Raw genomic sequence first — 21,049 nt, forward strand, 5'->3', positions numbered from 1 at the left:
AGATGGGACACACGACCCGGCAACTCACCACTCGACCGATCGAGATGGCGTGACAAGACGCTATTCCAGCGTAGTCCATGTTTCGCAGAGTCAACCTGAAGATGGGCCAGGTTCCCGCGAGTGGGTCGACGGGAAGGGAGCGAGAAGGACGGTCGAGGCGTTGTCGTCCCTCAGGTTCCGGTAGCAAACCCGACCCAAAGACGCTGCGGTCTTCTCGAAGGCGGTGTCGACGAGCCCGAGCCTGGCGGCCTCGGAACGAGTGGTGGGGACCGGGGCCGGGGCACTCTTCAGCATCAAGAGGCACGAGGCGTCCAGGCGGACGGCCAGGCGGGCGGCGATCGTATCCGTGGTCACCGACCAGTCGTGCGGCAGCGGATCCGTCGAATCACGATCTTCATCATCGAGGAACCGCCGCGGAGCCAGCACGGGAATCCGGCCCGAAGCCCGCGCAGACTCGAGCAGATCGAGTCGATCGACGACGACAAGACCGGGCATCATCGAGGCCAGGGCGTGCGCCGTCAGGTCGAGTGCATGAAGCGCCAAAGCGTGCGCGGCGGGCTCGCCCAGGCCGTGGACCAGGTCCAGGGTCCGGACGAAATCGGCGGCGGGACCTCCGCCCACGATGAGGACGGGCCGTCGGTCACGAAGCCCTTGCAGCAGAGTCGCCAGGCGGCCGGGCAGCGGGGGCCAATCGAGCAGGCTCCCCCCAAGCTTGACGACGAGCGGCCCGTTCATCGCTCCAGCTCATCCGCGAGGACGACCAGGGCGTGGGCGCAGGCGGCCCCTGATGCGACGGGCCCCCAGGCATCATCGAGCCGCACGATCGGGCTGCCGGCCCCGACGATCCGGGCTGCTAATCGCGCAGCCAGGAACGAGCCGGTCCCGGCGACGACGACCGCCGCTGGCGGGCCGCCTGCGGCCGCGAATACGCGTCTGGCCGCGATTTCAAGCCGGTCGAGTAGCGCCGAATCGGCGGCCAACGCCAGAGCTCGCGCCTCGTCGAGCGAGAATCCTTCGCGGTCGGCGCCGACCATCCTGGCCAGACGGTCGCGGGCGTCGTCCACCGTTGCGGGACGACCGTCGGCGGTCGAGTCGTCGAGGGGGTCGGGCGAGATGTCGCCCAGAGACAGATAGACATCCAGGGTGGTGGCGAAGAGTTCGGCGGCCAGCCCCGTGGGCCTGCCCCGGTGAGGCAATTCGGTGGCCAGGGCGCAAACGGGCGTCCGCCGCACCCCGGCGTAGACCAGCTCGCCGGTCTGAAGCCGCTCGGTGTCGGTCCGGCCCTCCGGGACGGCGCGACCGTCGCGCGTCGGGATCAGGTCGGCGGTGGTCGAGCCGATGTCGACGAGCAGTCCGGGTCCTTCTGGGATCAGCCTGGCGGCCACCTGGGCGAGCGCCAGCCAGTTCGCCGCGGCGGCGAGCATCGGGCGGGCCCGGATCTCGTCGGGGGAGTGGAACTCGCTGTCGACTCCCCAGACCAGGGGTGGGGCGACCGGGACGGCGTTTTCCACCGCGGCGAGCACGGCCAGGACGCCCGCCGTCTTCGTCTCGTAGCAGTCGCAGAGCTCCGCGGTCATCGTCAGCGCCAGAACTTCGGCCGCGGGCATCGACGCAGCAAGCCGGGCCAGGGCGCCACCGAGCTGGTCTGGCTGCTTCCAGAGCTCGAAGGGCATCGACCTCGCCATGCCCGAGGAATGGGCCGCCTTGATATTTGCCCCCCCAACGTCGAGCGCCAGGGTCCGTTTCGTCGCGGCCATCTCAGGCGGTCCCCCTGGGGTTGCTCGTGTAAACCCGCACATGGCCGGCGGCGGAGAAGTCGATTCGTGGCGTCTTGCGGACGTCGTCCCAGATGCGCCGGAGGTCCTCGAGGTCGAAGTCGGTCAGGCCGAGTAGCCCCAGCCAGGCCCGTGCCAACCGGCCGGGGGTGAGCTTCGCCCAGAGCCCGACGATTGAAGTTGTCACCCGCGGGTTGACCTCCAGGATCACCACCTTCCCGTCGTCGGCGGCGATCAGGTCCACACCGATGAGCCCGCGCAGGCCCGGGATCTTCTCCAGGGCCCTCTGGCCCAGCTCGGCGGCGGCCTTCGCTCGGGCCTCGTCGGGATCGGGCAAGGTCCCCCCCTCGTAGCGAAACCGACCCCCTTCAAAGGCCATTCGCTGGGTCCCGACTGTTAAGGGGTAGACCCGTCCCGCGTTGCAGACGAGGAAGATTGCGCCCAGCAAAACGCCGGGGAAGTAAGGCTGGGCCACCATCTCCCCCTCGGGGATGACATCAAGGGGGATCGGGTCGCCGTAGGCGTCGATGCGCACGGTGTCCACCGCGCCAGCTCCGTCGATCGGCTTGATGACGATGGGGAAGGGGAGGTCGGCGGGCAGGCCTTGGGCGAGGTCCACCAGGCGGGTCGGCAGCGTCGGCAGCCCCCGCAACTCAAGGTAGCCTGCCATGGTCAGCTTGTTCCCTGCGAGTGCGATCGCGCCGCGGTTGCTCCCCATCATGGGCTTGCCCGAACGCTCGATGATGCGGACCCGTTCGAGTAGAATGCCGCCTGCCTCGGGGGCAACGAGCACCGTCGCGTCGCAGGCGGCCGACAGCCGCTCGAGTTCGGCCAGCTCCTGACCGGGGCCGACGCGCGCGACCGTCCAGGCGCCAGGCTCGTCGGGCAGCTGCTCATCGAGCGTCATCACGACGTCGACGCCGGCTGCCGAGAACTCTTCGGCCAGGACACGCCTCATCGTGCTCCCCTCGCTCACCCAGTAGGAAGGGAGCTTGACGCCAGCAAGTCCTCCGCCGGTCGCGTATTCGTGGATCAAGACCGTCCGATTCGCGGAGCGATCGCCCATGCCTATCAGGCTCATCCCTGTCCTCGATCTGAAGGGTGGCCAGGCCGTCCATGCGGTCGCCGGCAATCGGGCCCATTATCGCCCGATCCGCGGTCGCTTGCATCAGGGTTCCGACCCGATCGGCCTGTCCCTCGCTTATCGAGACTCGCTCGGCCTCGAGGACCTCTACCTGGCCGACCTCGACGCCATCGAGGGGCAGGCGCCGTCATATTCACTCTATCATGAGATCTCACGCCTCGGAATCAACCTCTGGGTTGATGCCGGACTCGCGGGGCCTGGGCCCGTGCTCGCCCTGCTCGACGCGGGAGTCCGCACGATCGTGGCCGGCCTGGAATCGCTGGGAAGCCCGCTGGACCTCGCCGAGATCGTCCAGACCGCGGGGGCTGGTCGGGTCGCCTTCAGCCTCGACCTCCGGGACGGGGCCCCGATCGTGGCCCCTGGATCGGCCTGGCGCGAGCCCGGAAATCCCGACTCGATCACCCGAGAGGCCGTCGAGGCGGGGGTCGGTCACGTCATCGTGCTCGACCTGGCACGCGTCGGTCTGGGCCGGGGCACCGGCGCCTCGGACCTGATCCGTCGACTCAGTCCATCGCTTCCCGGCGTCCGCTGGGTCGCTGGCGGGGGGGTCGCTGGCGTCGAAGATCTCGACGAGTTGGGACGCGCGGGGGCGGTCGGTGCGCTCGTCGGGACGGCCCTGCATCGCGGAGTCCTGACGCGCACCGACCTCGAACGCTTCCGTCACTGAGGCCCCCGTCGGTTCAACCGAGGTCGAAGAGCAGGACCTCGGCCGGGAATTCGCTGGACCCGACCGTCGCCTCGATCACGATCTCCGAAACGTCGTCGACCCCGAGCGCATCGCCGGTTCCCAGAGTCTCACCGGCGACGCGGACCTGACCCCGGACGACCTGGATCCAGGCCGACCGACCCTCCGCCAGTGCGTGGCGGGCGGGAGTTCCCGGGGTGGCCTGGCCGATCAGGACATCCGCATCCTGGTGGATTCGCATCGACCCCTCACGGGCGTCGGGCGAGGCGACCAGGACGAACTGTCCGGGCTTCGTGGCGCCGGCGAACGACTTCTGCTCATAGCCGGGCTCCAGGTCATGGGCGTCCGGCAGGATCCAGATCTGCAGCAGGTGGACGGGATCGGTCTTCGAGGCGTTGGCCTCGGCGTGCATGATTCCTTTGCCCGCCGTCATCCGCTGCCATTCACCGGGCCCGATCGTCGAGCCGTGGCCCAGGCTGTCGCGGTGGGCTAGTGCGCCGTCGATCAGGTACGTCAGAATTTCCATATCGCGATGCGGGTGGGCGCCGAACTCGCCGCCCGGAGCGATCCGGTCCTCGTTCAAGACCCTGAGCGTGCGGTAACGCACCCAGGCGGGGTCGCGATAATCGCCGAACGAGAACGTGTGATAGGTGTCGAGCCAGCCGTGATCGAAGTGGCCTCGCTCGGTCGAACGTCGGACGCGGACCATGATCGGATCTCCTTCAAGCGTGGGGGCATCATAGCCCGGGTCAGTCGAGGCGAGTGGCTTCTGTTGCTCCAATTGACCGATGCCGGCGGCGGGCGAGCAGGGCGTCGAGCGACAGGCCCCCTGCGCCGGTCAATCCCAGGCCGAGGACGACGACCAGCAGCGTCAGGGGATACTCCATTCCGCCCGTGGCGGCGTTGAAGCCCTTGGAATGCACCGTGAGGATTGCCACCGCCATCGTCGCCACCATCGGGATGGCCGCGAGGCGGGTGAGCAGGCCGAGCACCATCGCCGCCCCGCCGAAGAACTCCGCAGACCCGGCCAGCACGGCGTTCACCCCAGGAGCCGGCACACCGAGCGAGGTCAGGAAGCCCGAGAACCCCGCAAGCCCAGGTCCGCCGAAGGCCCCGAACAGCTTCTGGCTGCCATGGTAGAGGAAGACCACCCCAATGATCAGGCGGATCGCCAGTAACCCCAGGTCACGCGCCGTCTTTTCCCGTTCGATCGTCGCCATGAGAATCACCCCTTTTCACGACTAATGTGACAACAAGCAATATCGACCGAGAAGCAGCCGCCACCGAAGCGGCCTTCCCGGGTCAGGACGCGTCGAATCGACGAGCCTTGACAAGCAGACGATTGAGCTCGGCAAGCTCGGCCGGGTCCAGATGCCCCAGGAGCCGCCGCTGCAAGTCGCGGACCGGCGTATCCAGCCCGGAGAGCACGGCCCGTCCCTTGTCGGTGATGCCGACCCAGACGACCCGCCGATCTTCGAGGCTCCTGGTCCGCTCGACCAGCCCCGACTCTTCCAGGCGGTCGACCAGCCGAGTGATGTCCGGCAGCCTCGTGATCATCCGCGAGGCCACCTCCAGGCAGGGGAGCGGGCTCCCCTCGCCGCGCAAGATCCTCAGGGCGTTGTACTGCGAGGACGTCAGGCGATGCTCGCGGAAGAGGGCCGAGAACGCAGACTCGAGCACGTCATTGGTCCGGGCGAGGTTGAGCAACGCTTCCTCCTCGGCCCGCTCGAACGCGTCTCGCTTCTTGATCTCGGCCTTCAGCCCCTCGTCGCCGGAACTCGAAGGCTTGCGGTCGGCGTCACTCATGACAGAATACTACGACACAACAATGGTTGTGTCAACAACAATTCGTCCGTGGCGCTTTCACGCGGTCGCTGTGCTAACTTAGCGGGCCTCGGCATGCGGTCAGGGCGCGAGAACCGATCGGGCGGGAAATCAATGAGGATCGCGGGCCTGCTTCTACGGGTTCTGGGCGGGCTCTGGGCGATCCTGGCCCTGGCCCGCGCGAGTTATTACCTCATCTACGCGGGCATCACGGTCACGACCCCGCTGGAGGCGTACCACCTTGAGGCCCAGTTCGTGCACCTGGCCTGGAGGGTGATGGCCGGGTTGCCCCTCTACCCCGCCAACTGGCACGCGCCGCACGTGACGAACATCTATGGCCCCCTCTATTTCTGGGTCGTCGGGGGGATCGGCAGACTGTCCGGCGCGAGCATCGACGACCTGTTCACGATTGGCCGCGCGACGAGTCTGGGCGCGACGATCGTCGGGTCATTAGCGATCGGGATCGCGGCCGGCCTGCGATACGGCCGGGGAGCGGGGGTGATCGGCTGCCTGGCGAGCCTGGGTGTTGCGCCCCTGTACGGGTTCTCGCCGATGGTCCGGCCCGACCTGCTGGCCGAGTTGCTGGGCATCCTGGGCTTCCTGGCCATGGGCAAAGGGTCGGGCCCCCGGCTCTGGCTTGCGGGCCTGCTGCTGGTGCTGGCGGCCCTGACCAAGCAGACGGCGGGCATCTTCCTCGTCACGTCCTCGCTGGTCCTGGCCCTGGAAGGGCAGCGGCGTCCGGCGCTGGCACTCGGCCTGGGCGGACTTGCGGCGATCGGCACCGTCGTCGGCGTCTTGACCCTGACGGCGGAGCCCGAGCTGGCCCGGGGTCTGGTCGGCGAGGTGCGCACACCGGTCAATCTCTTCATGTGGAAGCAATTGCTCTGGAGGATGGCGGCGGGCGGCCTCGACTTGTTCCTGATCCCCCTGATGGCGCTGCCGCTCTGGTGGCAGGGCGGGGGACGCGACCGCCGTTGGGCGGTCCTGACGGTGGTTCTCGCGGCGACGAGCCTGATCACTTCGGCAAAGCTGGGGTCCGACGCGAACTACTTCCTCAGCTTGCGCCTGGCCGAGGGGATGGCCTCCGCGACGCTGTTCTCGTGGGGCCTCGGTGCCGCCCGCAAGAGCGGCCCGGCGATGGGCGGGGCCCTTGTCGCCTTCGTCGTCGCGGGACTGCTGACCGCTCAGGGGACGCAACTGGCCATCGCGCAGGCGGCCCAGGCCGCGGTGCTCCAGGCGTTTTATGGGTCGCCGCGAGGAAAGGCCGTCTTGGGCGTCTATCACGAACTCTACGCCCTGGCGGCCGACCCCAGGCGGCAAATCCTCACCGACAGCGGTCTCGTGGCCCTGCACCAGAAGGAGCGAGCGCCGTTTGTCGACCCCTTCCTCTTCAGGATCCAGGTCGTCGATCAGCGGATCAGGCCCGAGGGGATCGCCTACATGCTCGAGCACCAGGTGTACGAGCTCTTGATCCTCACTGCCGACGTCGGCTCCCCGACCTACGACGATTACACCTTCGGGCTCCCGCCCCTCCTGGCACGCGTCGCGCGGGCTCGCTACCGCCTCGTCGAGGTGCAGGCCGGCCTCTTCTTCTTCAAGCCCAACTCGAAGGCAGACAGCCGATGAGCTCGACGGCGGAAAACGACGAGCCTGGATGGCTGGGCCTACCCGCCACAACCGCGGTCACGCTGCTTGCCGCGGCCCTTCTGGCCACCTGGATCCCTCACTATCTCACCTGGCCTTGGTGGCCCGATCTGGACACTTACGCCACCATGGCCCGGCAGTGGGAACTCGGTCTGGTTCCCTACCGCGAGACCATCGCGTTCAACTTTCCCGGTCAGATCTACCTGTTCCGCATCCTTGGCGCGACCGTCGGCTGGGGCCGAACGCATTGGATCTATGCGGTCGATGCGGGGCTGCTCGTCGCCTTCGGGCTGGTTCTGGCCGCATGGAGCAAACGTGTGTTGGGCCGGGCCTTGCCGGGCCTGATCGGTTACGTCGGGTTCCTCGGTTATTACCTGGGGCTGGACATCTCGGCCGTCGCCCAGCGCGACTGGCACGGGCCGGTCCTCTCGCTCTCGGGTGTCCTGCTGGCCCAGGCGAGCGGGTCGAAGGTTGCCCGACTGGTCTCGGCCCTCCTCTTCGCCGCCGGCGTCGTCTTCAGGCCCCACGTCGTCCTGTTCCTTCCCGCGCTGGCCCTGGCGCTCGACGAGAGGGCCCGCGATCCCGGCGAACCCTTGCGGCGCACGATCGGCCCGTTGCTCGGCTGGTCCATCATCTTCGGCCTGGCGCTGCTCGCCGCGTTTGCGCCCCTGATGCTCGCCGGGGCGTTCCCCGACTTCATCCGCGGGGTGCGCCTGGCAGGTTACGGCGGGACCTACAGCCGAAGCTCCGGCGGTGTGGTCCTCGCCGAGTTCGCACGCGAACTCTCCCAGCCCCGGCTCATGGTCGTCCCCGCGCTGGTCGTGCTGCTCGGGCGGGCGGCCGATCGAGGAATGCGTCGGTCGACTCTGACCTGGCTCGTCCTGATGGGCGCAACCCTGTGGTACCGGCCGCTCTGCCCGATGCAGCATGCCTACCTGGACCTCCCATTGCGGCTCACCTGGGCCGTCGGACTGGCGTACGTCTCCGCCCTGGTCCTGCGTGCTCGCGCCACGCCCGCGTTGAGGATGGCGACGCTCCTGCTGATGCTCGCCCTGGTGCTCCCCGCACGCCCGGCCAACTGCGGCGTCAGGGCCAGCCTTAGGGCGGTTGCGTCGATGATGCGCGGCGAGGAACCGGCCGAGACGCCCCCGGGTGCGCTCGCCCTGTTCGCGCCAGGGCGTCCCGACGGCCTGGACTGGCCCGACTATCGAGCGACGCTCGACCACCTACGACGGTCGGTCCCCCCCGATGTTCGGGTGGCCAACCTCCTCATGCCATTCGTCGGCCTAGACGGGCCGACGGGGCATCCTTCGCCTTTTACCAACGAGGCCGGCCTCATCTGGCTGAATCTCGTCCACGCATCCGACGAGCCAAGGCTCGTGGCCGACCTGGAGCTTGCCGACGAGAGTTCGCTCGTCGTCTGGGTCCCTGTGGCAGTCATCGGAAACGCGTACTTCCAGGCTCCCGAGTTGACCCGGGCCGTCCGCCGTCTTTACGAACCCGATCGGGCCTTCGGTCGCATCGAGGTCTGGCGGCGGAAGCGTGAACCCAGCTAGGAGACGTCATCCCGCCGCCATTCCATCACGGCGAGTTGACCGAAGCTTTCCTCGATCTCGATGCGGATCAAGGGGGGGATCACCAGCCCTCGGGCCTCGAGTTCCTCACGCAGGCGTTCGGCGAAGTAGCTGGCCAGGAGTTCGGCGGTGGTGTTGGCGATCGGCAGCAGGACGCATTCCTCCTTGGGGAAGCTCCATCGCCGCCCTTTGTACCGGGCCATCCAGTTCTCGCCGTCGTCCTCCAGGCGGATGAGCGGGCTCTGCGTAGGCAGGAGCATCCGATGATCGAGCGCCAGCGCGATCTTCTCGCCCAGCTCCTTCAAGGCGATGAAGTCGAAGACGTAGTGGTTCTGATCCAGTTCCGCCTCAACCTCGATCGCGGCCCGGTAGTTGTGGCCGTGGATGCGCTCGCAGTGGTCACCGTCGTAGGTGATGAAGTGGCCCGAGCAGAAGACGAGCGAGTCCTTCTCGACTCGGACCTTATAGCGCGACGCAGGCAAGGGCGGGCTCCGACTTGAGGGCGGGAAGCGAAGGGCGACTTGACCTCAACCCGACCAGCCCGGAGGACCGCCGGGCCTGGGCAGTTCGATTGTCCCATCGGTGACCGCCGCGAACAAGGCGGCCGTCACCAGGTCGGCCGAGGCGCCAGGGTTGCGGGCATGGCCGTCGTCGCGCATCCAGGCGTCGAGGCGATCGAATCGTGCGGCCGAGCCCGGGGCCTCGGGCCAGCCGCCGGCCACCACGTCCGAGGCGAGCCGGCGGGCCTCGTCGGCCATCTCCGCGCCCAGCTTGCGGGCGATCAGCGTCTCGGGCCGCGACGCCAGCAACGCCAGGTGCGCCCCGATGATCGCCGTCTCGAGCGGCAAGCCGGCCGACAGCCGAGCCCGAAGCGCGGGCAAGGCGCAGTCGAACACGTCCGCATATCCATTGGCGTACTGACGCGCGACGAGGTCCCGATCGGCGGCCAGCCTCATCGCATCGACCAGCCCGATCGTCGGCTCCCCGGCCACGTCCTGGTCGTCGACCTCGCCGAGCCCCCCCGGTCTGGCCATGCGGATGGCCCGATAGACAAGCCTCGTGTCCTCCACGGTCGTCGATTCCAGGACCTCGGCCACGCCGGTCCGAAGGTCGCTCCCCTCGGGAACCGCAGCCAGCGGGGCGAGCAGCAGGATCATGCCCAGATTGGTGTTGGTCCGCACCACCGCACGCGTCACTCCGACGGCCTCAAGAATAGTCCGGCCCACGCCGAGCTCGCGGGCGCGGCCCATCGGCCCCGCGATGGCGGCCGCGGAGAGCAGGAAGTCGACCAGGCCGACGTCCTCGAAGTCGGCCCCGCGGTGGACATTGCCCGGCTTGCGCGCGCAGACCTCGAATGTGCACGCGATCTGGGCGATCAGGCCTGGATTCATCGCCGGGCCTCGCCCTTCAGATGATCCAGCAGCGCCGCGGCGACGTCCACGCCGGTCGCCGCCGCCAGCGCCTTCCAGCCGGGCACGGCGTTGACTTCCAGCACCACATCGCCGTCGATCGCGGGATCATGGAGCAAGTCAACGCCAGCCATCGACGCCCCGACGGCCGCCGCCGCGCGGATCGCGAGGTCGGTTTGCGCCCCGGAAAGCGAGACCCTCTCGGGTCGCCCCCCCACGGCCACGTTGGTCCGCCAGTCGCCCGCGGGGGCATGCCGCTTCATGGCGCCCAGCACGCGGCCGGCCAAAACGAAAACGCGGATGTCGTATCCGGGATGCCTCACGTACTTCTGGACGTAGAGAACCGATCCGATACGCTCGATCGCGGCGAACACTCGGCGGGCGACCTCGGGTTCCTGCAGCCGGACCAACCCCCGGCCTTCCGACCCGAACAGGGGCTTGAGCACAACATCGCCACCGAATGCCTCGAAGGCCGCCATCGCCGACTCGGACGTCTCACCCGCCCAGGTCGCCGGCACCGGAAGGCCGGCCGCGGAGAGCCGGGCGGTGGCCAGATACTTGTCGACGGCCACCTCGACGGCCCTCGGCGCATTGAGCAACGGGACGCCGGCGGCTTCGAGGCGATGCAGGGCGTCCATCCGGAAGACGACCTGCTCCAAACTTCCAGGCGGCATCATCCTCACGAGGACCCCGTCGACCCGGGTCAGGTCGAGCGCATCGCCGGCCTCGACGCGGTCGGCCCCTGCGCCGATCGTGCCGTTGAGCGTGGGGAAGGGGACGGGGTCCAGGAAGACGCCCACGCTCTTCGAGGCCCGCAGGAGGTCCTGGACGTGCCAGCCCAGCCCCGAGACCAAGGTCACCAGCCGCGTCATCGCGTTGCGTCCCAATCCTGATCGAGGCTAGGACGGATAGAACGAGCGGACGAGCACGTCGGACTCGACCCGGCCGAAGGAATGCACGAGGCCCGTCTCCAGGTTGTGGAAGGCGACCTCGGCCGGGCTGAACAGGTGGGGATCAACCTTGTAGAAGTCGTTGTTGTAGCGGGCGAAGATCGCCGAGAACGGCTCCCCATGGTCGGTCGAGGAGCACGAGGGAACCTTGGACCCGACCTCGATGAGGCTGGCATCGTCGCCGACGACGTAGAGGACGACCCGGGCACCGTATAGGATCGCGTCGTTGGTCCGGCCGATGGCGGCGAGGTCGTGCTTTGCGACCGGGGGCAGGGGGACCACTCCGTGCGCCGAGATGATCCGGCTGATGTCGAAATGCAGGGTATGGAGCTTGTGCAGGGCGGTCTCGATGGCCCGAGCCACGATCTGGACACCCCCGGCCAGGCTCGCGGTGGGCGCCGCCAGCAGCGTGACGCAGGAGGGAGGCACCCCGCAGGCCGTCGCGATCGAGGCGATCACCGCGTGCGTCGGCGGCTTCCGACCTTCGAGCACACCGACGACGCAGGAGGCGTCCTCGGGGCCCAGGTGGAGGTCCTTGAAAATCGGCTCGCGGGCCGCGGCCAGCCGCATCGGGCCGGAACCCATCGCGAAGAACCCGGGCTCGTCGATCGCCCAGCCGGCGTACTGACTGGCCAGGCAGGCGAACACGGGATGGTCGGTCACCACCTGCACATGGGGGCAGGGCCTTCCGCCGACTTCGCCGGGGACGATCGTGACCTCGGCGAGCCCTGACATGCAAATTCGGGCCAGTTCGAGGCCGGCAAGCAGGCCGCCGGGCGCCTGGATGCCGCAGTCGATGAAGCGGCCCCCCTTTTCGATCGGCACGGCGCGCACTCGCCGCTCCTCGGCGCACGCCAGGAATGCCTCGACAAGGGTCGACGCCCGTGCATTCAAGTCCATGTCCGGCATCGCTCCACGGGGCCCACCCACCTCAGACTTGAATCATCGCCGGGCTCAGTTCGTCGGCGACCAGGATCTCGCCCTGGCCCCCCTCCGTCAGATCGCCATTGTAACGGGCAAACGTCGTGGCGAAAGCGTCCAGGGCGACCGGAAACCGCAGTCCATCGAGCAGTTTCCGATAAATCGCCAGGAACGGCGGCTGGAACCGGCCGCTGAACGCGAAGGTCGGCAAAACCCGGACGCCAGCGGAGCCCGTCCCGAAGAGTGCAATCGTCCCCCGCTTCATCCCCGCACCCGGTCGCGGCCCGACCGGACCGAAGGCGAAGATCGAGCCCGCGACCATGGCGCGGCCCAGGTCGGCCCCGACCCCCGCTCCCAACGCGATCAGGCCACGCCGCATCCGCAGCCCGGCGTCTGCACCGGTCGTTCCGTGCACCAGGACCGTGCCATCGCGCATCCCCAGCCGGCTGCCGGGAAGGGCCGCGGCCAGGCCCTCGCCGGCGTTCGCAAGGACCCGGAGCACCCCCCCGCGCATCTCCGCCGCCGCCCAGTCACCGACCGAGCCCTCGACGGAGATCGATCCCCCAAGCATCCCGGCGCCCAGCAAGGCCCCGGCGTCGCCTCGAACGATCAGCGAGCCGGATGTCATCCCGCGGCCGATGCCGACGACTCGGGACAGGTCGCCTTCGAGGATGATCTGCCCGTCGCGACCGTCTCCATCAATGCGAAAGAGGTCGCCGAGAGGAATCGGCATCCTCCCGACTCGCGAGGGGATCAGCGCCGCTTCGAGGGGGCCAATCGCAGAGAGCCGATCGGGACTGAGCATCTCGCCGGCCACGGGCAGCGTCGTCGCGTCGCGCCAGGTGAGGGTGAGGGGCATGAATGGGCGCCAGGGGGCCTGCGAGGTCGTCGTCCGCCCCACGCGAGGCCGGCGCCGTCGGCCCTCGAGCCGTGATTCCGAGGGACCGGCCCATCATAGCGGGCCGGGCGGGGACACGCCTCAGTGCCCCGAGGATTCGAGGTTGGCTCCGGCCGGCGATCAGGGGCTCAGAGGAAGTTTGCCAAACTTCCAGATCCGGATCCCCCCCTTATGGTCGGCCGACGCGAAAGCCTTCCCGTCGGCCGAGAGGGCCAGGTCATTCAAGCGGGTGCCGTGATCGCCCAGGCTGATGAGCTCCTGCTGAGCGACCACGTCCCAGAAGCGGAGCTTGCCGTCATGCCCGGCGGTCGCCACTGTCTCGCCGTCGGGAAGATACACGACCGCCTCGATCCCCTCCCCGCAGACACCGATATCCCGCCCCTCGGAGCCGTCGAGCTTGTACAGCCTTAGGTGTCCGTCTTTGCCGCCGACGGCGAGGGTCTTGCCGTCCGGAGAAAAGGCGAGCGTCCAGATCTCGTCGTATCCAACCTCGAAGGACGAGATGAGCTCCAGGGTCCGTGCGTCCCAGACGCGGATCTGGCGGTCCCCGCCCCCGCTGACGAATCGATCTCCCGCGGGGTTAAATTTCAGAGTGTGGAGGCCTGCCGTACTCGTACTCGCAGCGAGCTTTGCGAGCAGGCGACCGTTGGACGGGTCCCAGGCGCGGATGGAGCCGTCGAACCCGCCGGCGACGAGCAGGCGGCCGTCGGGTCGATACGCGATCGCCCGCGGGTGATACAGATGTCCAAGCATCTTGGGCGGGGCCTTACCGAGCTTCTTCAGATCCCAGAGAAGGATATTACTTTCGTAGTCGCCCGTGGCGACGTGCCGCCCGTCGGGGGAGGAGCAGACGACCGAGATCAACGCCCCCGTGCGCTGCGATCGGCCCACCTCCAAACCGGTCTTCGCGTCCCAGATTCGGATCAGATTGTCGTCCCCCACCGAAACCAGTCTTTTGCTATTGGGGAGCCAGGAGAGCGACCAGGCTTCGGCATCATGGCCGGTAGGCACGACAGGGTTGGGAGAAGGGTTCAATCGCCGGATCGCGACATGATGATCGCCGCCGCCGGTGATCCAGGATCTCCCGTTGGGCGTGAATGCAGTCCCCCAGACAGACCCACGGATATCGTGGATCGCCGTGTCGAGGATCGTCCCGGTCGTGGCGTCAATCAGATACGCCTCCTTGATCGACGTCCCGACCGAAATGCTTGCGGAGTCGGGCGAGAAGGTCATCGTCAGCGGCCTGCTCCCTTCAGGGATCTTGACGGTCAGGCGAGCCGCACCCGTCGCCGTGTCATGGATCACGATCCGGCTGAGATCCCGGCCCAACGCGAGGGCGAGTGAGCGGCCATTTCTGGAAACAGCGGCCACCGTGCAGGCACCTTTCGCCTCGGGCCCCAGTTTAAGCCAGGCTAGCCCACTGTTCACGTCGATAAGTCGCCCGCCGCGATCGTTGACCTCGATCGCGGTCAGGCCCCGGCCCGGTAGGTTGACGATCTGATCGACGTTTGTCAGGCCGGTCTCGACCCGCCGCAGCACGCCCGACCTGGCGTCGAAGAGGGCGTGTTTGCCCCACTGCTGGGGCGTACCCCCCGTGACCGCGAGGAACTTCCCCGCGGAGTCAAAGGTAACGCTGCGGAGCAGGTTGAAATCGAGGTCGAAGCTCGAGAGCGGGCGATCCGATCGGCGAGCATTCCAGAGGGAGACCCTGCCGGGCTGCCCGACGTGACCGGTCTCGCAGACGGCGAGCGTCTCCCGATCGGGCGAGAAGGCTAACGCGGTGACTTCGCTCGGCTTTTTACGAGCCTGGATCCGCGCCAGCGGCGGCCGTCTGGGCTGCGTCGGATCCCAGATCGTCACCCACGCTGGCGCGTACTGGTCGGCCCATCCCGTGGCCAGGAGCCGGCCGTCTGCGGAAATAGACATCGCGGTGACGCCCCCCATGCGCGAGGGGAGGAAGGCGACGTCGGTGTAACAGAGGTTGTTCATCAGCCGCCAGGCGAGGCCCCTCACGTCTCGTTCGCCGGCGGCAGGCGTCTCCTGGGCCAGGAGCGCCTGCGCCTCGGGGATCCGGCCGGCCTCTCGCTCGCGGGCGACGGCCGTGAGGCGAGCTGAATGCAGGGCCCGGCGATTGAGCCAGGACTGGGCCTCGGCCGCCTCTCGATTCCGCTCCGCCTCGACCGCGTTGGCGCGTTCTCGCACCGCCGAGGCCCAGAGCGAGGCGTTGGACCAGGCCAGGCCGGCCCAGATTCCCGCCGAGGCCAGCAGCAAGGCTGCGGCCAGGCCCCCGACCGCCGGTCTCTTCTTCAACCAGCGATAGGTGGTCCACCAGCGAGACGGGGCGCGCGCGAGGATCGGCTGATCCGCTTCGAAACGACGGAGGTCGGCCGCCAGGTCGCCGGCCGAGGCATAGCGCGAGCTCGGGGACTTGGCCAGGCAATTCTGCACGATCGTCTGCAAGTCGAGGGAGAGACCCGGGCGGAGCCGGCAGGGGTCGATCGCGTCATCCTGGATGACCTGGCGGATCGTCTCGTGCGGCGAATCCCCGCGGAACGGGACGCGGCCCGTCAGCATCTGATAGAGGATGATGCCCAGCGAGTAGACATCGGCCATCCGGCCGATCTCCGACGGTCTGCCCAAGGCCTGCTCGGGTGACATATACGGATAGGAGCCGATCGGATGGCCGCTGATCGTGTCATCCCCGACTTCGTAGAGGATCTTGGCCAGTCCGAAATCGACAATCTTGGCCGTCAGTCGCGGCTCGTCACCGGGCAGCTCCTCCACATCGTCATGGAGTAGGATGTTAGCGGGCTTCAGGTCCCGGTGCAGCACGTCATGGTCGTGCGCGTGCTGGACGGCCTCGGCCACGTCGGCGATCAGCGCCACGGCCGTGCCGATCGGCACAGGCTCGGTCCTGCCGTGCAGCCATTCGGCCAGGTTCATCCCTTCGATGTAGGCCGAGGCGATGTACGCAACGGGCCCGACCTCGCCTGCCTCATAGATCCGCACGATCCCGGCGTGGTCGAGGCTCGCCGCGGCGCGGGCCTCCCTCAGGAATCGCCTGCGCGAGTCGTCCTTGGCGAGCATATCGGCACGGGGCAGCTTCAGGGCCACGTAACGGTCGAGGACCGGATCCCTGGCCAGGAAGACCACGCCGAATCCCCCGCGTCCCAACTCACGCAGCACCCGAAAGCGGCCGAACCGACCCGGCGTGGATCGCACGTCGGACTCACCGCTCGTCATGGCCCAGACGCCGGTCCTGGGCAGCAGTTCCTCGACCACGCGCAGGAGGTTGCGGGCACGACCCAACTCCGGGTCATCATCAACTTCCTCTAGCGGAGATACCCCCGCGGCCAGAGCGTCATCGAACTCCGCCAGCCGGCCGATGAACGGGGTCTCGGATGCCGGATCGGCCTTCCCGGGGGGGCGCCCGAAATTCGACGATCGATCAGGTGGGCTCATCAAAGAACGGCTCCAGGTCACCGCGCAGCTTGGCGATCGCTCTCGCCCAGGCCTTCCGACCGCCGTCGGCGCCGATCCCGAGCCGTCGTCCGATGACCTCGAAGCTGCAACCTTCCTCATGCCGCCAGCTGAAGACCTCGCGGTCGCGCGGGTTCAACTTGTCGATGGCCGCTAGCAGCGCCCGCCTCAACTCGCTTCGCGAAGCCACATCCTGCGGGGTCGTCGAGGTCGCCACCGGGTCGTAAGCCCCACCCGGCTCGTATCGAACTTCGCGGTACAGGTTCTGCTTCTGAAGGGCGTAGTAGCTGCGGCGGAAATTCCTCAGCTTGTTGAAGAGGACCCGCCTCAGCCATGCTTGCAACTGGGCAGGCGACTCGCACCGGACCGCGACCAGCTTCCGCTGGGCGAGCATCATCGTTTCCTGGACCAGGTCGGAGGCCCCTTCCTTGGCTCGCAGGCTCGGGCTGATTTGACGATTGGCGATCAGCGTCAGATATTGCCGACACGCCTCGACGGCCGACCATTCCAGCTCCTCGACGACGGGAGACTTCGAACGGTCGTCCACAGTCATCTCGATCTCGGAGCGTCGCATGCGTGTCGGCATCGAGGAGCTCCACGACACATTATGGACCAGCATCCACTATGCGACTCCTCAACTCGCCGATCAAGAGCCGAAGTCGCCTCATGGTTCGAGCGTTGCGTTCCGGCAACATTTGTTGGCCTGTCACGTCATTGATATTCAAAATTTAGCTAAAACATCATGCAGGCGGAGATGGTGTGGACCAAGCTTGCCGCCATAGTTCCCCGAGGTCACGCGCAAGATGCCAGGCAGGCAGGCGGCACGGACCCCGACGGCCGTGGCTCGACCGACTGCGTCCAGGTCCAAACCGTCGATGACGATCTCGTAGGCCGCCCCAGCCGCATCGGGCAGTTCCGATGTGACCAACCCCCGCAAGGTCGGCGAGAAGGCGGCATTGCTGCTGGCCCTCAGTCCTTTGTACTTACTCCCGACCTTCGAGCCCGACCGCGCAATTCCCCCAGGGAACGGCAGGATCATGCCGCCGCCAATCCGGCCAATGGCCTCGACGGCAGCCTCGGCCGCGGCAAGGGTCGTCGGGCCGTCCACTCCGGCGATGATCAGGTTGCCGCCGGCCACACCCTTCACGGTGCCGAACAGGTCCTCGCAGGTGAACTCCCCGTCCATCACCGGGATCCGCCAGAACCTCCGGCCGTCGGGCAGGCGTTTGGAGATCTGCCAGCCGTCGCCGAAATATCGGAGTGCCCCCCCCACCTTGATCGACTTGTCGGTCAGGGCAAGGCCGTTGTAGCAAGCGCTGGTCGGGCAGGTCATCACACACTGCCCCACCCGGTTGATCATCGCCTTTTCCAGGGCATCCCGGCTGAACCCGAAGAGCAAGACCGAAACCCCGGGGCGGCCGTCGGGCGTCTCGGCTTCGTCCATCATGCGCTCGACGCCCGCCTCGGCGTCGCAGCCGATGACGCTCGTACCGTAGCCGGTCATCACCCGCGCAGCGGTGGCCGCCCATCTCGGGGTGTCCGCCGTCAGGATGGCGCGGGCCGCCGTCATCGGGAAGGCCTCGGCGAAGGTGTCGACGATCTCGACTCCGTCGATACTCAGGCTCATCTCGGTCCCCCCGTCTCGCGCGTCAGTGCCCGAGCGTTGGGCAACTCGTCGTCGGCAAGCGGGTAGTTGGCGAAGGACATCGAGTAGTGCTCTCGAAACCAATCGCCGATCGGCCCGACCTCGGCCTCGTCGTAACCAGGGGCCGCGTGCAGGGTCTGCCCCGTCGGTACGTCGCGCAGAGCTCCATCGTCCAGAACGACGCGTCCTGCCTTGATCAGGTAACGCGGCAGGCTGAACATCCGCCGCTTGTCGACATCGGGCCTGTAGATGGTCACGTCGCCGTCGGCCCCGGGACCCAGGTGCCCCTTGCGGTCCAGGCCAAGGAGCCTGGCCGGCCCGGCCCTGGTGATGATCGCGATTTCCGAGAGGCTGTACTCGCGGCTCAGCTCCCCCAGCCCGCAGCGGTCCCGGACCGACGCGGGCAGGCGGTCGAGCATCTCCGTGCGGAGTCCTCGGTCCATCAGCAGCGCGATCACCTGGGGATAGGCCAGGAACGACCCTCCGTTGGGGTGATCGGTGCTCATCACCACCCTCCAGGGATCATCGACCCGCAGATACCACTCCAGGCCGATCGCCCACTGGAGGGCATGGACGGCGTTCGTGTCCTCGTAGGTGATCGGCACCACGCCGCAGCCCGTCTCCATCTCCACGTCGGAGGAGTACCACTTTCGGCCGGTCAGCTCGTGGAGGAACTGCCCGACGGCGCCATCCGCCGTCATGCTGGTCGTCTCGCCGAAGACCAACTGGCCCACGTCGACGCTCACCCCCTCATGGGTGTTCACCCAGTCGGCCAGTTCCGGCACCCCCGACCCGAACTTGTTGAGGTCGCCCGGCTCGCCCGAATAACTGTGGAACTGGATGTGAGCGAAGTGGGCCCGCAGGCCATCCATCGCCTTCAAGGTCTCCAGGGTGATCCCGGCGTTGCCCGGCACCCCCAGGTTCAGGCCATGCAAGTGCAGCGGATGCGGCAGCCCGAGCTCGGTCGAGGCCCGCGCGATCTCGGTCAGGATCTGCCTGGGACTGACGCCGAAGCCGTCGACCGTATCATCCAGGCCGGCCAGCGTCCCTTTGCCCTGCTTCCAGGTCTCGACTCCGCCCGGATTGACCACCTTCAGGCCATACCCTCGAGTCGCGCCCAGTACCCAGGCCAGATAATCCTTCAACCGGCCCCGGGCCCCCTCGCGGATCCGGTCCATCGCGTAATGGTTGTTGCCCATCAGGATGAGCATCGCCTTGTCGATGACCGGCGTGTCATCCAGCTCCTGGTGCGCATGCCTCGCCCCCAGGGCTGGCACGGCGGCGTCCACGGCGGTCGCATAGCCAAGGCCAGCGTAGCGGTAGCCCGTCGTGAACGTGCTCGGCACGCTGCCCAGGGTGCCCGACCGCATCGACCCCGCCCGAGGTTCCGGCGCAACCCGAGCCTCCTCAGGGCGCATGATGCGGGCAGCGTTGACTTTCGGGCCGGCGATGTGGCAATGCAGGTCGACCCCGGCGGGCATCACCGCATCACCCCTGGCATCGATCGTCAGGTCCGCACGGGCTCCCGGATCGTCGGGAGACGGCACCACCCGGCCGTCGACGATCCAGACATCCGCCACAATCCCGTCGACACCTCTGGCCGGGTCGTAGACCGTCCCGCCCTTGATCCGCAGAACGCCCATGCCCGGCTCACCCCCGCCAATCCAGTCCATCGCGCTGGCCACTCGACGAGTCGAAGCATACCCGACCCGTCAGGCAACCGGCAGGCTGGCGAGCAGCCGCTCGAGACGGTCGGCTTCGGTGGGCACCGTTCCGCCCAGGGGTGGCCGCAGCGGTAGCATCACGCCGTCGACCCTCGCGACCGTCCCGCCCCCCTCCAATCCCGGCCTGGCGGCATCGATCGCAACGCTCGCTCCCAGGGCCGCCGGGCTCGTCGTGGCATCCGGGCCGATCACGATCGTCGGGATCCTGCCGATGACGCCGACCGGGATCGTCCCGCAATCGCCCAGGACCAGCAGGGCATCGGCCTCGCCCCGCTCCAGCCGCTCGCGTGCCGAAGTGACCCCGAGGTCAGAGGTCGGCGCGCCCGACTCGAAGCTGACGGCCGAGGCAAAGCCGGCCTGCCAGCCCAGGACCGCCTCGGCCCCCGCAGGGTTGCCCGGCCCTCCCAGCCCCAGCGTCACGAAGCGTCGGCCCGCGTTCAGGTCGCGAACCAGGGAATAAGCCGCCTCGACCGTCGCTGTGCCCTGAGACGTCAGCCGGTCATCGTGAAAGAAAACGCCATATCTAGCCGCCTTCAGACGCTCCAGCCAGCCCTGGAGCGACTCCAGCGAGAGGCCGGTCGCCTCCAACACACCGGCGGCATCAAGGGGCACGCCCCTCAGCAAGGCCCGCAGGGTCCAGAGCACCTCGAACTGGCGATCATCGGCCACCGGAAGGAGCGTGTCGGCGAGCTCGGAGGTGGGCGTCGGGCGATCATCGGCCACGAGAAGGACCCGGCCGGCTCGACCCTCGGGTATGAACCGCCCGGCCGGCTCGACCGAATAGCGTTCGAGATGCCTGGGATGCGTGGTGACCGGGTCGCACGCCCAGAAGACGACGACGTCGGCCCGGTTCTTGACCTCGCCAAGGGTGGCCGTGACCCGCCCGATGCGCTGGATTGCCTGCAAGCGGGCCCTCGAAGAATGGGCGTGGTCGACCGCGCCGCCGATCCGATCGGCCAGGCCCACCGCCAGGCGTTGTGCTTCCAGGGTCGAGCCCGAGAGCCCGAAGACCACCGGCGCCGACGCTCCGGCCAGGATCCTCGCCGCCTCGGCGATTGCCGCGTCCGACCCGACCTCCACCCCGTCGATCGTGGCCAGGGGACGCCGCCCCCCCCCCGACAGGAATAGTGCCCGCCCGATCGCGCAGGCCCGCGCCACCTCGACCACCTGCCCATCCCTGACGATCACGCTCAGGTCGTCGCACAGGCAACCGCAGCCCAGGCAGGTGACGTCCGTCACCTCCCGATCCTCTCGGCCGACCTTCTCGGGCCCGCTCTGGTTCGGCGTGGACATCGAGGGCGCTTCCCGGGGAAGGCTGGCCATGGCGAGTCATGCCGGAGCCAGACTTCACCATTATGCTTATCTTGGCAATTCGG

The 21,049-nt window shown here is 68.1% G+C and carries 19 protein-coding genes; 3 read left to right on the plus strand and 16 right to left on the minus strand.

Features of this window, described 5'->3' with window-relative positions; genetic code table 11:
- Positions 1-90 precede the first annotated feature (90 nt).
- From EP7_RS08155 to EP7_RS08165, 3 genes are read right to left on the minus strand one after another with little or no spacing between them, the layout of a single operon-like run.
- Positions 91-735 (minus strand): amino acid kinase family protein, encoded by a 645-nt coding sequence (locus EP7_RS08155; protein WP_463527346.1) that lies wholly within the window; start codon positions 733-735, stop codon positions 91-93.
- Positions 732-1,757 carry a hydantoinase/oxoprolinase family protein gene (locus EP7_RS08160; RefSeq protein WP_463527347.1) on the minus strand — a complete coding sequence of 342 codons (1,026 nt, stop codon included), beginning with the start codon at positions 1,755-1,757 and terminating at the stop codon, positions 732-734. The genes EP7_RS08155 and EP7_RS08160 overlap by 4 nt, the downstream gene beginning before the upstream one ends.
- Position 1,758: 1 nt before the next feature.
- Positions 1,759-2,856 (minus strand): ATP-grasp domain-containing protein, encoded by a 1,098-nt coding sequence (locus EP7_RS08165; RefSeq protein ID WP_463527348.1) that lies wholly within the window; start codon positions 2,854-2,856, stop codon positions 1,759-1,761.
- Between EP7_RS08165 and EP7_RS08170 the strand changes: the two genes are divergently transcribed.
- A complete protein-coding gene (locus tag EP7_RS08170) occupies positions 2,840-3,586 on the plus strand; it encodes a HisA/HisF-related TIM barrel protein (protein ID WP_463527349.1) in 747 nt (248 codons plus the stop codon). The genes EP7_RS08165 and EP7_RS08170 overlap by 17 nt on opposite strands.
- 13 nt (positions 3,587-3,599) lie before the next feature.
- On the opposite strand, the gene EP7_RS08175 is transcribed toward EP7_RS08170, so the two are convergent.
- The 3 genes from EP7_RS08175 to EP7_RS08185 all read right to left on the minus strand — a co-directional run bounded on the left by EP7_RS08175 (position 3,600) and on the right by EP7_RS08185 (position 5,410).
- The gene (locus EP7_RS08175; RefSeq protein WP_463527350.1) at positions 3,600-4,313 is read right to left on the minus strand and encodes a pirin family protein; all 714 of its coding nucleotides are present in this window, start codon (positions 4,311-4,313) and stop codon (positions 3,600-3,602) included.
- Positions 4,314-4,353: 40 nt separating this feature from the next.
- The gene (locus tag EP7_RS08180; RefSeq protein ID WP_463527351.1) at positions 4,354-4,824 is read right to left on the minus strand and encodes a DoxX family protein; all 471 of its coding nucleotides are present in this window, start codon (positions 4,822-4,824) and stop codon (positions 4,354-4,356) included.
- Positions 4,825-4,906: 82 nt separating this feature from the next.
- Positions 4,907-5,410: a MarR family winged helix-turn-helix transcriptional regulator gene (locus EP7_RS08185; protein ID WP_463527352.1), complete on the minus strand. Its 504-nt coding sequence runs from the start codon at positions 5,408-5,410 to the stop codon at positions 4,907-4,909.
- A gap of 132 nt (positions 5,411-5,542) precedes the next feature.
- Here EP7_RS08185 and EP7_RS08190 point away from each other — a divergent pair, with 132 nt between their 5' ends.
- Both EP7_RS08190 and EP7_RS08195 read left to right on the plus strand, forming a co-directional pair.
- Positions 5,543-7,054 carry a hypothetical protein gene (locus tag EP7_RS08190; RefSeq protein ID WP_463527353.1) on the plus strand — a complete coding sequence of 504 codons (1,512 nt, stop codon included), beginning with the start codon at positions 5,543-5,545 and terminating at the stop codon, positions 7,052-7,054.
- On the plus strand, positions 7,051-8,628 hold the full coding sequence (locus EP7_RS08195; protein ID WP_463527354.1) for a hypothetical protein: 1,578 nt from the start codon (positions 7,051-7,053) through the stop codon (positions 8,626-8,628). The genes EP7_RS08190 and EP7_RS08195 overlap by 4 nt, the downstream gene beginning before the upstream one ends.
- On the opposite strand, the gene EP7_RS08200 is transcribed toward EP7_RS08195, so the two are convergent.
- The 10 genes from EP7_RS08200 to EP7_RS08245 all read right to left on the minus strand — a co-directional run bounded on the left by EP7_RS08200 (position 8,625) and on the right by EP7_RS08245 (position 20,966).
- Positions 8,625-9,128, minus strand: coding sequence for a 6-pyruvoyl trahydropterin synthase family protein (locus EP7_RS08200; protein ID WP_463527355.1), 504 nt, complete (start codon positions 9,126-9,128; stop codon positions 8,625-8,627). The genes EP7_RS08195 and EP7_RS08200 overlap by 4 nt on opposite strands.
- Before the next feature lie 45 nt (positions 9,129-9,173).
- Complete coding sequence (locus EP7_RS08205; RefSeq protein ID WP_463527356.1) at positions 9,174-10,037, minus strand: triphosphoribosyl-dephospho-CoA synthase; 864 nt, start codon at positions 10,035-10,037, stop codon at positions 9,174-9,176.
- Positions 10,034-10,927, minus strand: coding sequence for an ATP-grasp domain-containing protein (locus EP7_RS08210; RefSeq protein ID WP_463527357.1), 894 nt, complete (start codon positions 10,925-10,927; stop codon positions 10,034-10,036). Before EP7_RS08210 ends, EP7_RS08205 begins: the two co-directional genes overlap by 4 nt.
- Before the next feature lie 27 nt (positions 10,928-10,954).
- On the minus strand, positions 10,955-11,905 hold the full coding sequence (gene mch / locus EP7_RS08215) for a methenyltetrahydromethanopterin cyclohydrolase (protein WP_463527358.1): 951 nt from the start codon (positions 11,903-11,905) through the stop codon (positions 10,955-10,957).
- 31 nt (positions 11,906-11,936) lie between these two features.
- The gene (locus EP7_RS08220) at positions 11,937-12,785 is read right to left on the minus strand and encodes a formylmethanofuran dehydrogenase subunit C (protein ID WP_463527359.1); all 849 of its coding nucleotides are present in this window, start codon (positions 12,783-12,785) and stop codon (positions 11,937-11,939) included.
- Positions 12,786-12,944: 159 nt separating this feature from the next.
- Positions 12,945-16,286, minus strand: coding sequence for a WD40 repeat domain-containing serine/threonine protein kinase (locus EP7_RS08225; protein ID WP_463527360.1), 3,342 nt, complete (start codon positions 16,284-16,286; stop codon positions 12,945-12,947).
- Positions 16,273-16,890 (minus strand): sigma-70 family RNA polymerase sigma factor, encoded by a 618-nt coding sequence (locus EP7_RS08230; protein WP_463527361.1) that lies wholly within the window; start codon positions 16,888-16,890, stop codon positions 16,273-16,275. The genes EP7_RS08225 and EP7_RS08230 overlap by 14 nt, the downstream gene beginning before the upstream one ends.
- 135 nt (positions 16,891-17,025) lie before the next feature.
- Positions 17,026-17,931, minus strand: a complete 906-nt coding sequence (fhcD, locus tag EP7_RS08235) for a formylmethanofuran--tetrahydromethanopterin N-formyltransferase (RefSeq protein WP_463527362.1) — start codon at positions 17,929-17,931, stop codon at positions 17,026-17,028.
- A complete protein-coding gene (locus EP7_RS08240; protein WP_463527363.1) occupies positions 17,928-19,622 on the minus strand; it encodes a formylmethanofuran dehydrogenase subunit A in 1,695 nt (564 codons plus the stop codon). Before EP7_RS08240 ends, fhcD begins: the two co-directional genes overlap by 4 nt.
- Positions 19,623-19,661: 39 nt before the next feature.
- Entirely contained in the window at positions 19,662-20,966 is a 1,305-nt protein-coding gene (locus EP7_RS08245) for a formylmethanofuran dehydrogenase subunit B (protein ID WP_463527364.1), read from the minus strand.
- Between the last annotated feature and the right edge of the window lie 83 nt (positions 20,967-21,049).

Source organism: Isosphaeraceae bacterium EP7 (genome assembly GCA_038400315.1).
Taxonomy (GTDB): Bacteria; Planctomycetota; Planctomycetia; order Isosphaerales; family Isosphaeraceae; genus EP7.